9 protein-coding genes and 3 pseudogenes are annotated in these 13,982 nt (G+C 73.9%); 4 read left to right on the top strand and 8 right to left on the bottom strand.

Going from position 1 to position 13,982, the window contains the following annotated elements:
* Window positions 1–26: 26 nt before the first annotated feature.
* Window positions 27–890, bottom strand: coding sequence for a helix-turn-helix transcriptional regulator (locus K3769_RS11745; protein WP_267026381.1), 864 nt, complete (start codon window positions 888–890; stop codon window positions 27–29).
* A gap of 130 nt (window positions 891–1,020) precedes the next feature.
* Here K3769_RS11745 and K3769_RS11740 point away from each other — a divergent pair, with 130 nt between their 5' ends.
* Entirely contained in the window at window positions 1,021–1,971 is a 951-nt protein-coding gene (locus K3769_RS11740) for an NAD(P)-dependent alcohol dehydrogenase (protein ID WP_267026380.1), read from the top strand.
* Window positions 1,972–2,230: 259 nt separating this feature from the next.
* Here K3769_RS11740 and K3769_RS11730 read toward each other — a convergent pair whose 3' ends face one another.
* The 7 genes and pseudogenes from K3769_RS11730 to K3769_RS11705 form a co-directional block, all read right to left on the bottom strand.
* Window positions 2,231–3,766, bottom strand: a complete 1,536-nt coding sequence (locus tag K3769_RS11730; protein ID WP_372514918.1) for a sensor histidine kinase — start codon at window positions 3,764–3,766, stop codon at window positions 2,231–2,233.
* 257 nt (window positions 3,767–4,023) lie between these two features.
* Window positions 4,024–5,061 (bottom strand): rod shape-determining protein, encoded by a 1,038-nt coding sequence (locus tag K3769_RS11725; RefSeq protein WP_267026379.1) that lies wholly within the window; start codon window positions 5,059–5,061, stop codon window positions 4,024–4,026.
* 139 nt (window positions 5,062–5,200) lie between these two features.
* Window positions 5,201–9,781: an SAV_2336 N-terminal domain-related protein gene (locus tag K3769_RS11720; protein WP_267031329.1), complete on the bottom strand. Its 4,581-nt coding sequence runs from the start codon at window positions 9,779–9,781 to the stop codon at window positions 5,201–5,203.
* A 167-nt stretch (window positions 9,782–9,948) separates the two neighbouring features.
* The gene (locus K3769_RS11715) at window positions 9,949–10,989 is read right to left on the bottom strand and encodes an AAA family ATPase (RefSeq protein WP_267026378.1); all 1,041 of its coding nucleotides are present in this window, start codon (window positions 10,987–10,989) and stop codon (window positions 9,949–9,951) included.
* 48 nt (window positions 10,990–11,037) lie between these two features.
* Complete coding sequence (locus K3769_RS40880) at window positions 11,038–11,751, bottom strand: VMAP-C domain-containing protein (RefSeq protein WP_308216312.1); 714 nt, start codon at window positions 11,749–11,751, stop codon at window positions 11,038–11,040.
* Window positions 11,752–12,359: 608 nt separating this feature from the next.
* A pseudogene (locus tag K3769_RS41125) lies at window positions 12,360–12,821 on the bottom strand (S1 family peptidase); the annotation flags it as partial.
* Window positions 12,818–13,213, bottom strand: coding sequence for a CU044_2847 family protein (locus K3769_RS11705; protein WP_267026377.1), 396 nt, complete (start codon window positions 13,211–13,213; stop codon window positions 12,818–12,820). The pseudogene K3769_RS41125 and the gene K3769_RS11705, both read right to left, overlap by 4 nt.
* 211 nt (window positions 13,214–13,424) lie before the next feature.
* On the opposite strand from K3769_RS11705, the gene K3769_RS11700 reads away from it, so the two are divergent.
* From K3769_RS11700 to K3769_RS41115, 3 genes and pseudogenes are all read left to right on the top strand, one after another.
* Complete coding sequence (locus tag K3769_RS11700; protein ID WP_267026376.1) at window positions 13,425–13,550, top strand: hypothetical protein; 126 nt, start codon at window positions 13,425–13,427, stop codon at window positions 13,548–13,550.
* A 21-nt stretch (window positions 13,551–13,571) separates the two neighbouring features.
* Window positions 13,572–13,880 (top strand): annotated as a pseudogene (locus tag K3769_RS41285) (S8 family serine peptidase); the annotation flags it as partial.
* Between the two features lie 13 nt (window positions 13,881–13,893).
* Window positions 13,894–13,944, top strand: a pseudogene (locus K3769_RS41115) (hypothetical protein); the annotation flags it as partial.
* Between the last annotated feature and the right edge of the window lie 38 nt (window positions 13,945–13,982).

Raw genomic sequence — 13,982 nt, 5'->3', positions numbered from 1 at the left:
CGTGCCGTACGTCGGCGCGCGCCGGATCAGTCGGCGTCCAGCATGCCCGCGAGGAGGCGCAGGCGTTCGGCGTCGGGGCTGTCGTCGGCGGCTGTGCAGACGATGAGAGCGGGGCCCGGTGCGCCCGGTATCGGGTATGCGTCCCAGTCCAGGTTCAGAGCCCCGACCTGGGGATGGTTGAGGCGCAGACGGCCACGAGTCGGTTCCTCCACGTCGTGGAGGGCCCACACGGCCGCGAACTCGTCGCTGCGGACGGCGAGTTCACCGACCAGTTCCACGGCGCGCGGATGTCCCGGATCGGCGGCGACCTGTGTCCGTAGCATCCCGATCAGCTCGGCGACGGTGGCGGCGCGGTTCGGGCAGGTCCGGTCGGCCTCGGGGTGCAGGAACAGCGCCAGCAGGTTCCGCTCCCTCTCCGGCAGCCGGGTCAACTCTCCCAGCAGGGCCGCGCCGAGGGGGTTCCAGGCCAGCACGTCCAGGAAACGGCCGACGACCAGGGCGGGCGAGGCCGTGGCGCGCAGCAGCCGTAGCGTCGTGTCCGGAACCGTCTCCGGTGCGTACGCACGCGGCGGGCGGGCCGGGGTGCGAGCGGCGGCGGCGAGACCGTGCAGGTGGCGTGTCTCCTCGGCGGTGAAGTCGAGGGCGCGGGCCAGAGCGCCCAGGACCTGTTCGGAGGGACGTACGTCGCGTCCCTGCTCCATGCGCTGGTAGTAGTCCGGACTCACCCCCGCCAGCAGGGCCAGTTCCTCCCGCCGCAGCCCGGCCACGCGCCGCCGCGGGCCGGGCTCCAGGCCGACGTCCTGAGGGCGCACCCGGGTTCGGCGGGTGCGCAGGAACTCGGCGAGTTCGCGCCGCGGATCGTCGTTCAGGGCGTGCGAGGAGTCGGTCACGGCAGCAGTATGCCGTCGGCGCGGCCCGCGAGGGTGGGTCTGCCGGACCCAGGAACAGGACAACGACCGCGATGCCGCGTGCGGGGGCCAGCATCGGACACACCACAACCGGTCACGGAAGGACAGCGACATGAAGGCCGTTCAGGTCATGGGTTTCGGTACGGCGGACGTCCTGCGGGTCAATGACGTGGAGCGTCCCGCTCCCGGCGCGGGAGAGGTCCTGGTGGCGGTCGAGGCGTCCAGCGTGAACGGGCACGATGTGATCGTCCGGGCCGGGGAGTTGAAGATGGTGTCGGGGCGCCGCTTCCCGATCGGTGTGGGGCTGGACTTCGCGGGGACGGTCGCCGAGACCGGCGCCGATGTCGCAGGTCATCGAGTGGGGGACCGCGTGTGGGGCATGGTGCATCCCCGCCTGAGGCACACGACAGCGGGGGCGGCCGAGTACGTGGTGGTCGCTGCGGACCGGATCGCACCCGCCCCGGAAAGCCTGTCGCCGGTCGAGGCGGCCTCCCTGGTCGTCGCGGGCTCCACGGCACTGCTCGCGCTGCGTGACAGCGTGCGTCTCACCGGCGGGGAACGGGTTCTGGTCCGGGGCGCGGCCGGCGGAGTCGGCACGGCCGCCGTGCAGTTGGCGCACGCGATGGGCGGCCATGTGACGGCACTGGCCCGCGACCGCCACGCCGGGCTCCTCACCGGCATCGGTGCCGACGAGGTGCTGGACCACCGCTCCACCACCTCGGACCGGACAGGGCCGTTCGACGTCATCGTCGACACCGTCGGCTCTGAACTGAACTGCTACCGAAGCCGGTTGGACAAGGGCGGCCGGATGGTCACCGTGGGACTGTCCGCTTCGGCCCTGGCCGCGATCGCCGCGTCGAGCGTGTACGGGGCCCGCCGCATCCGCACCTTCAGCGCCAATCCCGACACCGCCCTGCTCCGTGAACTGGCCGGTCATGTCACGTCGGGTGCGCTGCGCCCCGTGATCGACAGCGTGCACCCGCTCGCTGACATCGCTGCGGCACACGAGGCGTTCGAGCGCGGCGGCGCCGCAGGCAAGCACGTGGTCGCGGTGGCGGAGTAGCTCCTTGGTCCTCGTGCCTGTCCGGTGCCGTCCGCCGACCGCGAATTCAGTCGTGGGGCCGACCGCGAATTCAGTCGTGGGCAACCAGCGGAACCTGGCCCGCTTCACCTTCCTCCCCCTGCCGCCCGCCGCTTCCACCCCGACCGGGACGCCTTCGCAGACATCACCGTCGCCCTTGCGCGTACGGAAGCCGGGCGTGATGCGCACGACTGGCGGCGGATGTGAGGCGGTAGGGCCGGGGTCGGAGTTCGGCCGGGGATCAGAGGGGGGACTGCCACGTCGTTGTCGTGCTCCCTCCCCGGTCCGCGCCAGTGCCAGTGCCAGTGCCAGTGCCTGTGTCCGTGGCGGTGTCTGTGTCTGTGTCGGCCGCGTTCTCGATCCCGTTGTCGGACACCTTGAGGCGTACGGCCGGGCGGCCGTCCGGCAGGCTCGCCGTCGCGTCGACCGTGACCTCGACACGAGTCGTGCCGGCGCGCCGTGTCGCCGTGGTGAGGGCGTCTTCGAGGGCCGTGAGGAGGTGTTCCGCCACCGCGTCCGGGATACGGGTGTCGACCGGACCGGTGAACCGGACCGACGGCCGGACGCCGAGTGCCGCCCCCGCGCCCGCCGTCTCGCGCAGCACCTTGCCCCGGAAGCTGGTCGGGGCGTCCGCGGGCGGCTGCTGCAGGGCGAAGATCGCCGTACGGACCTCCTGCACGGTGGACCTGAGTTCGTCGAGGGCGCGGCCGATCGTCGCGTGGACCCCCGCCTCCCGCTCGTCCGCCGCCGCGCGGCGCTGCGTGGACTCCAGCATCATGCCCGTCGCGAAGAGCCGCTGGACGACCAGGTCGTGCAGGTCACGGGCGATCCGGTCGCGGTCCTCGAAGACCGCCAGCCGCTCCCGGCGCTGCCGCGCGTCCGCCAGCACCAGCGCCAGCGCGGCCTGCGAGGCGAACTGCGTGGCCAGCAGCTTCTCGGCCGGGCTGTACGGGGGATCACCGCGCCGGCGCGGCAGGGCGAGCGTGCCGATGAGGCGGCCCCCGGCCTGGAGCGGCAGCATCATGCTCGGCCCGAACCGGTGCCGTACGGGAGTCGTCATGCGGGCGTCGGTCGCCGAGTCCTCCAGGAACACCGGCTCGCCGCCGAGGAGTTGTTCCAGGACCGCGCTGCCCGGCGCGATGGTCGTACCGATCAGGCCCTCCCGGCCGTCCGGGGCCGACGCCGTGACGATCTCCATGCCGCCCTCGTCCGTGGGCTGGAGGATCACGCCGGCCGACGCGTCGGCCAGGACGCGGGCACGCTCGGCGACCGTCATCAGCGCGTCGGCCGCCGTCTCGCCGGTGAGGAGCGCCGTCGTCACGGCCGCCGCGCCCTCGATCCAGCGCTCCCGCTGCCGGGCCGTCTCGTAGAGGCGGGCGTTGCCGATCGCGAGGCCCGCCTGAGCGGCCAGCAGCCGTGCCACCTGCTCGTCCTCGGCGGTGAAGGGGCCGCCGCCGCGCTTCTCGGTGAGGGAGAGGGTGCCGTACACCTCGTCCTGTACGAGCAGGGGTACGCCGAGGAAGCCGCGCATCCGGGGATGCCCGGGCGGGAAGCCGCACGCGCGCGGGTCGGCGGTCAGGTCGGTGAGCCTGATCGGCGCGGCCTCGTGGACGAGCGCGCCGAGCAGGCCCCGGTGCCCGTCGGGCGGCTGCCCGATCCGTGCCCGCTCCGCTTCCGTCATCCCGGCCGTGCAGAACTCCGCCAGCCCGTTGTCGCCGGGGGCGAGCACGCCCAGCGCCGCGTACCGGGCGCCGGTCAGCGCCGCCGCGTTCTCCACGACGCGCTGGAGCGTGGCGCGCAGTTCGAGATCGCTGCCGACACCGAGTACGGCTTCGAGGAGACGGGGGAGGGGGAGGAGAGGGAGTCCCTGGGAGGGAGGCTCCCCGGGGTCCGGGTCCGGGTCCGGGTTCGGGTCCGGGTCCGGGTCCGGTCGGGGGGTGTGGGTTCCGTCATGGGTGTCGTGGCCGTGGGGGTGAGGGGTAGGGCTCGGGGTTCTGTGGCCGCCGGGTCGGGGGCGGTCAGCCGGTCAGCCGGTCAGCTGGTCGTCGAGTCGAGGACCAGGGGCTCGATGCGGCCCTCCAGCATCGCGCCCAGGCCGAGGACCGCGCACACGTCGGGCCGTTCGGCGATGTGCACCGGCATGCCGGTCGCCTGCCGCAGCATCTGGTCGAGGCCCGGCAGCAGCGCGCTGCCGCCGACCATCATGATCCCGCGGTCCACGAGGTCGGCCACCAGGTCCGGCGGGCAGGCGCGCAGCACCTTGCCGATGCCGTCGAGCACGGCGGTCAGCGGGGTCTGGATGGCGTCACGCACGGCGGCCGTCTCGACCTGTACGGAACGGGCGAGGCCGGTGGCCACGTCCCGGCCGTGGATCTCGGTGGACGTGGGCCCCTGCGAGGTGAGGCCGTTCCCGGAGAGGGCGAGCTGCAGCGGGCGTACGGACTGCGAGGGGAGCATCAGCTCGTGGTGGTGGCGCAGGTGCTGGACGATCGCGTGGTCGATGGCCTCGCCGCCCACGGGGATGCGTTCGGCCGTCACGATCGAGCCGAGCGACAGCACCGCGACCTGGGTGGCGGCGGCCCCGCACACCATGATCATGGTGGCCTCGGGGCGTTCCACGGGCAGCCCGCAGCCGACACCGGCGGCGATGAGCGTGTCGACCAGTTCGACGCGCCGTGCGCCGAGACCGACGAGCGTCTCCACGGTCGCCCGCTGGGCCAGCGGGTCGGAGTCGTGCGGGGTGCAGGCGGCGGCCCGCAGCCGGGGCTTGCGGCGCAGGGTGCGGCGGACCTTGTCCCCGAGGAGCTGGCGCAGCATGCGCTGGGCCATCTCGATGTCGACGACCGTGCCGCCCGAGACGGGGCGTACGACACGGATGTAGTGGGGGGTGCGGCCCGTCATCTTCTCCGCGAACTCACCGACCGCGATCAGGGCGCCGGTCCGCGTGTTCACCGCGGCGACGCTGGGCTGGTCGACGATCAGCCCGGCGCCCTTCACGAAGACACGCGTTCTCGCCGCTCCGAGGTCGACGGCGAAGTGGCAGCGGCGCAACTGCTCCAGGCTGGCGGTCATGGCAGGTCCTCCCGAGAGCACAGACCGTGGGACTCCACCGGGCGGCGGTCCTCCTACGCATCGTGCGGGAACTGACGGGGTGTCGCCTTTCGGGGTGGGCCGGGCGGGGTGCGGCTGGACGGGTGGTCTTCGGCGGGGCTCAGGTGTTGGGGAGGGAGCGGAGGAGGGGGGCCCACGAGGCCGTGGTCACCTCGCAGCCCGCGCGGAGCAGGCGCTGCTTGTGCCCCTCGGAGCGGGTGTAGCCGAGGAAGCGCAGGCCGGCGGCGCGCGCGGCGGTGAGTTCGGCGACCGAGGAGCCGACCAGTACGGCTTCCGTGGGCGGCACGCCGAGGTGTCGCAGGGCACGCAGGAGGGAGTCGGGGTTCGGCATCAGCAGGGTCAGGTCGTCCGCGCGGCCGTGCACTCCGCCGGTCACCAGGCCGGTCAGCCGGCCGTGCGAGTGCAGGTACTTCCAGACGGCGCCGGGCGCGTTGTCCGCGACGACCGCGATACGCCGTCCGAGCGCGCTGAGCGTGGTGATCAGGGCGTCCGAGAACGGGGTGGACGCCGCGGCCGACACGGCCCGCTCCTCGATCCGGTTGAGCCGTCGGCGCAGATCCGCTCCCTGCGGATGGTCCGCGAAGGCGCGCAGCAGGTCGAGGGGGTTGGCGCGCCCCTCCAGCGGCTGCGTGGGCCCGCCCAGGAGGGAGAGCGGGTCGCCTCTCAGCGCGGCCTCGGGGTCGCGCAGCTCCGCGAGGAGCGTGGCGAGTTCCCTGGTGGCCTGCTTCTCGGCGTCACTCGTGTAGAGACGGACGAGGGGGCCGTCGAAGCCGAGGAGCACGCAGGGGCTGCTCTGCAGCAGGGCCGAGGCCGCCGCCTCCGCGCGCCGGGCGCCCGGTCCGGCGGCCCGCGCGGCGCCGGCCTGCCGGGTGGCCGCCGAGGCGCCCTGCGGACCGGGCTCGGAGAGGGGGGTGCCGGAGAGGGGGGTCTCGGGCCGGCGGGTGGACCTGGATCGCCGAGTGGTCTCTGAGGGCCGAGTGGTCTCGGAGGGCCGCGTGGTCTCGGACGGCCGAGGCGACCCGGGCCGACCGGGGGCCTCGGGACCGCCGGCGGATTCGCGCTGCTGAGGGCTCTCCGACCCGCCGGCGGATGCGGGCTGCTGGGCGCTTTTCGACCCGCCCCGGGATTCGCGCTGCTGAGTGGTCTCCGAGTCGGTGGCGGGAGCGGGGTGCCGGGTGCTCTCGGGTGGGGCGGTGGGGCGGTCCGGGATGGCCAGGTGGCAGGACCAGGCGATCGGCGGGCCGTCGCCCGTCCCGGGCCGCAGGGGCCGGAAGTGGACCGGGCCCACCGGGACGTCCCCGCTCGTCAGCTCCTCGTAGAGGACGGGGGAGACGACCACGGCGATGTCCGACCGATCGGGGGAGGGCGGCGGCGGGGTGGTGCGGGGAGGGCGGGCGGTGTGCCAGAACGTCAGCCGGATCCTGGGCGGGTCCGGCACCTCCAGGAGGATGTCCGGCAGGTCGCGCAGCGTCGCGTTCAGCACGTTCAGCACGGACGCCCCGGGCGCGGTGAACACCAGGTAGCCGTTGTCGACGGCCTGCATGTCGTACTGGTCGGAGGTCAGCCCGCTCAGCGAGAGCAGCCAGGTCATGGTCTGGGAGAGGGCGCCGTACGCGGTCCGGCCGGAGTCGGCGCACTCCATGGTGACGGTCGGCCGGTTGTCGTCGGGGACGGCCCGCAGTTCGCGGTACAGCTCGACGAGCGTGGGGTCGGGTTCGCCGAACTGCCGGTCCTGCAACTCCTCGTACGCCTCGTACGAGTCGATGGCCTCCGCGATGCGGCCCTGGCCCTTGAGGGCGAGCATGTGCAGGCGCCGCAGGTCCTCGCGCTCGGGGTGCTCGCGCAGCAGCGCGCCGAGGTCGCTCGCCGCGCGCTCGAACCGTCCCAGGACGAGGTCGTGTTCGGCGCAGGTGACGCCCAGCGTGAGACGGAGGGAGCGCAGCCGCAGCCGCGCCGACGCCGCGGCAGGGCCGGGAACACCGGCGAGAGCGGCGCCGGACCAGAGGTCCAGGGCTTCCTGGAGGGCGTCGCGGGCCGCCGCCGTACTCCCCTCGTCCCGCAGGTACTTGGCCTCGGCGACGAGGTTCTCGCACCGCATCACGTCGATGGTGGCGGAGGGAGCGTGCAGGGCGTGACCGTCGGGCCCGTCGGCCAGGACGCCGGGTCCCAGCGCCTCCCGGAGCTCGGAGGCCACGACGGCCAGGGTGCGTACCGGATCCTCGGGGAGACTCGTTCCCCAGAGCCCCGCGGCCAGTTCGTCGTGCGGTACGAACCGGCCGTGCCGCAGGAGCAGCATGCAGAGCAGGGCCTGCGCCTGGGGCGGGAGGTCCGGCAGGTGCGAGTCGCCCCGGCCGATCCGCACCGGGCCGAGCAACCGGTAGCGCAGTCGGGTCGCGGTCACGTTCCGCAGCACCGGGCTGAAGGAGCGGGGCATGAGGAGGTCCGCGCCGACGCTCCGGGTGTAGGTGTCCGAAGAGAGCAGGCAGTCCACGGCTTCGACGAACGGCGACCTGAACTCCGGCGGTACGAGCGGGAGTTCGGTCGGTGACGAGGGATCGCCGTCGGCCAGCACGCACAGCAGTTCCCCGAGGTCGCGCAGGTCGTTCGACGCGTCGGCGCCGTGCGGTACCGGCAGCGGGAAGCGGGTGAGCCTGAAGGAGCCGTCGGGCAGTGACAGCACGCCGGACGCGCCGAGCCCGCCGTGAACTGTCGCCTCTCCGTGGAGTGCCTTGAGGCCGAGCACGACCTGATGGGCCAGCGGCGCGAGGGTCGCGAAGGGCACGCCGGGGGTGCCCGGAGGGGTGAGTTCGGCCAGGGTGACGCCCGGCAGGAACGCCGTGACGAGGCAGGGGATGCCGTCGTCGATGCCGAAGTCGTGGACCGCGACCACGTTCTGGTGCCGGACGCGGGAGAGCGCGCGGGCGTCGTGGAGGAACCGCTCGTGTCGCTCGGGCTCGACGGCGTACCGATGGACGGCCACCGTCCGGCCCAGCCGTACGTCGTGCGCCTGCCAGATCCGCCGCGCGCGTCCCAGCGGCCGTACGAGCCGGTACCGGCCGAGCACGAGTCCCGCGGCGCCCTTCGAGGGCGGCCCGCCCATCCGCCGTACGGACTCCTCGCGCACCGCCGCGAACGGTTCGCCCGCGGTCTCCCCGCCCCCGTGCCCCGTACCGCCGCCTGTGCTTCCCGCGCCCGTGCCGTCGCCGCCGGGGGCGAGGACGCGGAACTCGCCGGCCGAAAGACCGGCCCGTTCGTCGATCAACGCACCTACCCGGGCCAGGAGTTCGGAGGTCCTGCCGTAGGCGGAGCGCGGCAGCGTGCGGCGCAGCAGCTCCCGTACGCCCGGCCGGAAGACGTACGAACCGGCCGCCCCCGGGACCGAGACGAGCGCGCCGCTGAGAATCACCTCGGCCAGGTGCTGCGGCCGGGGGTTCCTCTCCACCGCCGCCTGGACCAGGCGCATGACCGGCAACTCCACCGGGCCCACCGCGAGATGCCCGGCCAGCCGGAAGGCCTCCGGCGAGGCGAGGGAGCGGAACCGCAGCAGCAGTTCCTCGGGGGAGAGCCGCTCGACATCGCTGCGGCCCCGCTCGTCGACCGGCGCGAGCGGCGGCCCCGGGCCCAACAGGGCCACTGCGCCCGGCAGTCGGCCGCCGCCCGCCACGAGGGACGACCAGTTGCCCAGCCAGGGCGCCGAGGCTTCGAGCACGGGGAGCGGCAGCAGGCCGGGCGGCAGCCCGTCGAGTGCGTACGAGTCCAGGGCGTACGAGTCCACGGTGTACGCCGAGTTGGGCGCCGCGGGTCCTGGCGCGGTGATCCGCGTGGTCGTGGCGGGCAGGGCGGTGGTGCGCCACAGGCGTTCCGGGAGCGGCTGGACCAGGGCGACCGGCATCCGGGCCGCCCAGCGGCGCAGCGTGCCGTACCAGCGGGCGCCCGCCGGGCCGTCCCGCCACTGGGGGCCCATGCAGTCGCTGAGGAGGAGGGTGACCGTGCGGCCGTCGGCGAACGACTCCTGCGAGCCGGGGCGGCGTACGGTGCCGTCGGCCTCAAGACGGTGCAGTTCCACCGTGCGGAAGATGCCCGACTGGGCCAGCGCCGCGTGCAGTTCGCGGACGAGCGGGCGCCAGACGGGCATCGTCGGGCCGGTGTCGTGCACGAGGTGCAGGGTCAGCCATCGCTCGGCCATCGGCCGCAGCACGGGCAGCCACCACTGGGGTGCGGCTCCGAGCCGGGCGATGCGGTGTGCGGTCGCCGCCTCGTCCAGCTCCTGGCCGACCGGGGCGGGGACGCTTCGCTTGAGGGGGCGCAGGGCTCGTTGGAGGCGGAGGGGGTGGGGGAGCATGGGGGGTGCGGGGGCCAGGAGGGAAGTGTAGAGTCGTCCGGGTGTCCCGGCCCGCGCGGCCGGGCGTCGGTGTGCGGGGCCCGGCAGGCGGAGGGGGATGCGGGTGCCGGGGGCTCGGGGCGGGGCTGGGGTGCGGGTTCGCTGTGGCCGGCCGCGCCGCTCCCCGCCCCTAGGGGGGTTGGGGAGCGGCCGGGGTGGGAAGGTTCGGCCGGTCGCTGGGGGGAGAGGGGGGTGGAGCGGGCTCGCCTGGTGATGGCGGCATGTGGGAGGCCAGCCAGAGAAGCTCGGCCAATTCCACGGAGGCCGGCCCCGACCCCCCGGAAGCCCGAGCCAACACACCAGCAAGAACCGCCACACCCGACCCCGACCCTGAGCCCGGCCCCGCGTCCGACCCCGAGGTCGGCCCCGTGCCTGCACCCGAGGCCGACCCCGACCCCGCACCCGAGTGCCCGCCACCGGGTGTGTCGCCGGCCGCGGCGTCGGGCCCGGCGCCCTCCGTGGGTGGGTCAGAACGCATCCGGTTCTTCTCCTGTGCGGCTCAGGTACGGCATCAGTTGTTCGGCCAGTTCGTCGCGGGAGGACGCGTCGATGCCCGCCACGCCCGTGAGGTAGATCGCGTTGAGCAACTGGTCCGTGGCGAGCTCGCCCTCGGTGCCGCGGGACAGGAAGCGTTCGATCAGGTCGCGGGCGTACGCGTCGGGTTCCCCCAGGTGGGCGCGGACGATGTGCTCCAGGTGGGCCGCGCGGGGCTGGTGCAGTTCGAGGCGGACACAGCGGCGCAGGAAGGCGGGCGGGAACTCGCGCTCGCCGTTGCTGGTGAGGACCACGAAGGGGAACGCCCGGCAGCGTACCCGGCCCCGCGTGACCCCGACCCGTTCGTCCGTGCCGTCGATCATGACCTCGGCCGTCGGGGTGTGCCGGGCGGAGCGGACCAGCTCGGGGATCTCGTACTGGCCCTCCTCCAGGATGTTGAGGAGGTCGTTCGGCAGGTCCAGGTCGCTCTTGTCGATCTCGTCGATCAGCAGGGCCCGCGGCCGGCCGTACGGCAGGAGCGCCGTGCCGAGCGGCCCGAGCCGCAGATGGTCCTGGAGCTCGCCGTCCCGCGGGGTGGCGGGGGCGGGCGGGGCCCCGCCGTCCGGCCGGACGTCGCGTGCGGCCGCGTACAGGCGGGACAGCGGGTCGTACTGGTACAGCCCGTCGTGCAGCGTCGTGCGGCTGGTGATGTTCCAGCGGAGGACGGGGCCCAGCCGCAACTCCCGCGCGACGGCGTACGCCAGGCTCGACTTGCCGCTGCCCGGCGGACCCGTCACCAGGAGCGGCCGGCGCAGATAGAGGGCCGCGTTGACGAGCTGGACCGCGCGGTCCGTGGCGCGGTAGGTGCGGGCACGGTGGCGGCGGTCCGGGGACGTGGCCGAGGCGTCGTCGTCCTCGGCGGGCGTCACCAGCTCCGGGCCGCCGTCGAAGTCGCGCCAGGGCGGCGGCGCGGGCAGCTCGGCGATGCCGTCGTGGGGCTCGCTCGCACCCGTGTAGACGGGCCACAGGGACATGGTCTCTCCGAACGTGTTCCGGTATGCGGGGCTGGTCTCCGGACGGGGCTAGCCGACCGGGTTGTGCAGATAGCCGGCGGGGTCAGGAAGGCATTCGGGGTCCTCCCACAGCAGGGCCAGGTCGTACGCCCAGTGCGGCTCCGGGGCGTCGGAGGCGTACGCCGCCTCACGCAACTCGTGGATGTGACGCGGCAGTTCGCGGGGCGGCAGGTTCGCCAGATGCGCGGCGAGCCGGTCCAGGAACTCCGACCCCCGGCAGTCGACCGACTCCCCGCACCGGTGCTCACCCCGGCAGCCGGTGCGCGGCCACAGCATCACCGGCACCGCCGCGTTCAGGCTCGCCTGGAACAGCCGCCGCACCCGGTCCGCGCGCGGCGGCGTGGCGAAACCCACCATGTCGGCGTCGCGGCGCAGCCCGATCGTCAGCTTCACCTGGTCCTGGCCGACCGACCAGCAGTCGATACGGTGCAGCCGGGCCGTCGGCCGCTCGTCCAGGTACTGCCACTTCTGCCGGAGCTTGTGCTGCAGACCGCCGCTGCGCCGACGTTCCAGGTCCAGCACGACGAGCGGCGCGAACGTACCGAGCGGGCTGTCGTCGTCCGCGCTGCGCTGCCAGTGCGCCACGTCCGTGTTCAGCCAGCGGCGCGGCAGCACGAAGGCCAGCAACTCGCGTGCGCCGACCTCCAGTTCGCGGTACGCCTCGTCGATCCGCTCCAGTGTGTAGGGCCGTACCCGGTCCACGGGGAGGCGGCGCGAGCCCACCACCCGACGGTGTCCGCCGTTGTACGCGGACACCTCCACCAGGAAGCTCCCGTCGCCCGAGCCGCTGGGGCGATCTCGACCAGGATCGGCGACCAGGAGTGCGCAGGCCCTCGCGGGGCGGGCGGGGCGGGGTGGTGGGTCCGTGGGGTGGAGGGCCAGGCGCGCAGGGCGGTCCGGAGGGGGGTGTCGTCGACGAAGTCGGCCAGGCGGGTGGTGAAGCGGGTGACTGCTTCCGCGTCCTGGACCTCGCAGAGGAGGTACCAGGCCGCGTCCCACAGGGAGGTGAAGCCGTGGGGTGGGAGCGGGGGCCCCAGGGGGCCCACGGCGTCTTGGTACAGCCGTTCCGGAGCGTATTCCGAAGCGTGTTCCGGGCGGACCGGGGGATGGGTGTTCTCCGTCCGCGGGGCGGGGGGCCGCAGTTGCTCCAGCAGTCGCCTGAGGTGTTCCTTTTCCTGTTGGTCGTAGGCCGGGGTGGGGATGAGGTCCGCCAGACGGGGCCAGTAGCGGGCCATGACCGGGGCGGGGAGCATACGGCCGTTGCGGATCTCGGCGCTGCGGGCGGCGGCCGAGACCATGCCCACGACCAGACCGGTGTCCGCGAGGGTCACGGCGGCCCCGCTGAACCCCGGCGCCAGCGGCTGCCCGTGCGCCGCCCACGCCTCCAGCTGGACCCACTCGCCGGCGATCAACTGCTGTGCGGTGGCGCGGTATTCGGCGATCGTCCCCTCGTCGTACCGCTTGGGGAAGCCGTAGGCGAGGAGCCTGCGCGGGGGATCGCCGTACGCGTCGGCGGGGGTCGCGAACTCCGCGGGCTTCATCGGCACCGGCCGGTCCAGTTCCAGAACGGCCAGATCGCCCGGGTCGCTCTCGCGGCCGTCCCAGCCGCCGTGCGCGACCACCCGGGCGGGGACCTGCTCGTAGCCACCGTGCGCGAAGGACACCGCGATCGTCTCGGTGTCACCGCGCGCCACGACATGGGCGCAGGTCAGCACATGCTGCTCGGTGACGAGGAAACCGGCACCGGTGTCCCGCCCGCAGCTGATTCTCGCGTGCCAGGCAGCGCTGCTCATGGGCGCGGGGTGGTCTCCGGGGTGGCCGGGGCAGCGGGCCCGCCCTCCGGGGGGCCGGCTGCCGGGGGATCGGCCGACCGCTCGGGCGACCAGGAGAGCTTGACCACGAGATGGCCCTCGACGGCACTCTTGGCGATCAACGCACCCGCCTCCGCGGTGAGTTTGACGCCGAACTCGATCTCCACGGAGTCGGGCTTCAGCGAACCGTCCCTGAAGACCCGGAGCGCGGCGTCCGCGGCGGCCCGTACCCCTTCGAGTGAGCCCTCGAAGGTGCGGGTCGCGGCGACCGTGCCGTCGCCCCGCGCCACCAGGCGGGAGCCGGACTCGTCCTCGGCCCCCTCGACGACGACCAAGGCCCCGTCGTCGGTCTTGAACTCCACTAATCCGTCCATGGCGCCGCACAACCCCCGTAGTCCGTCACTGATGGCCGCCCTCATTGTCACGGACGGTACTTGCCGCTGTCGCGGTTTCCACCGGTCGTTCACCCTCTCACTGGCGGAAAACCGCCAGGGCAGCTTCCCGCCAGGTTCCGTCGGAGTCACCGCCGCACTGGCCCCTCGACACTCTTCGCAGCACCCTGGCACCACGAGAAGCGGGGCACCGATGAGCAGAGGACCGGCGAGGTACGGGGTGGCGCTCGCATCGGCCGGATTCCTGCTCGCCCCGCTTCCGGCCGCCGGGGCCGGAGCCGACGCGCCGGACATCGGTACCGGCGGCTGTTCGACGTGAGCGGGCCGCTACGCCACGGGCTCACCGACGGGAGGACGGACGCGCGCCCTGCCGAGCTTCCGCGGGGCCGCCGTCACCGCAGACAAGGGGCGCGCGTTCTCGCGGGCCCTCACCCGGCGGCACGACCTCGGTGAAGACGGGATCGACAAGGTCTGGCTCGACGGGCGGGTCCGCGCGGAGATGGCCGAAAGCAACGCCCAGACCGGTACGCCCGTGGCCTGGGAGGCGGGGCTGACCGGCAAGGGCGTCACCGTCGCCGTCCTGGACACGGGGGTGGACACCGGCCATCCCGATCTCGCCGGGCGGGTCCTTGTGACGAAGAGTTTCATCGAGCGGTACGTCGATGGCGACACCCCATGTCGCGGGCGTGGCCGCCCTCCTCGCCGAGCGGCACCCCGACTGGAGTGGCCCACAGCTCAAGAACGCGCTCAT

The sequence above is a fragment of the Streptomyces ortus genome (assembly GCF_026341275.1).
Taxonomy (GTDB): domain Bacteria; phylum Actinomycetota; class Actinomycetes; order Streptomycetales; family Streptomycetaceae; genus Streptomyces; species Streptomyces ortus.
The sequence above is the reverse complement of the archived record's forward strand: the minus strand, read 5'-3'. Positions and strand labels throughout refer to the sequence as shown.

Coding starts and splice junctions, on each gene's coding strand:
- K3769_RS11740 (WP_267026380.1), top strand. CDS start 1,021: ATGAAGGCCGTTCAGGTCATGGGTTTCGGTACGGCGGACGTCCTGCGG.
- K3769_RS11725 (WP_267026379.1), bottom strand. CDS start 5,061: ATGACCGCCAGCCTGGAGCAGTTGCGCCGCTGCCACTTCGCCGTCGAC.
- K3769_RS11715 (WP_267026378.1), bottom strand. CDS start 10,989: ATGTCCCTGTGGCCCGTCTACACGGGTGCGAGCGAGCCCCACGACGGC.
- K3769_RS11705 (WP_267026377.1), bottom strand. CDS start 13,213: ATGGACGGATTAGTGGAGTTCAAGACCGACGACGGGGCCTTGGTCGTC.
- K3769_RS11700 (WP_267026376.1), top strand. CDS start 13,425: ATGAGCAGAGGACCGGCGAGGTACGGGGTGGCGCTCGCATCGGCCGGA.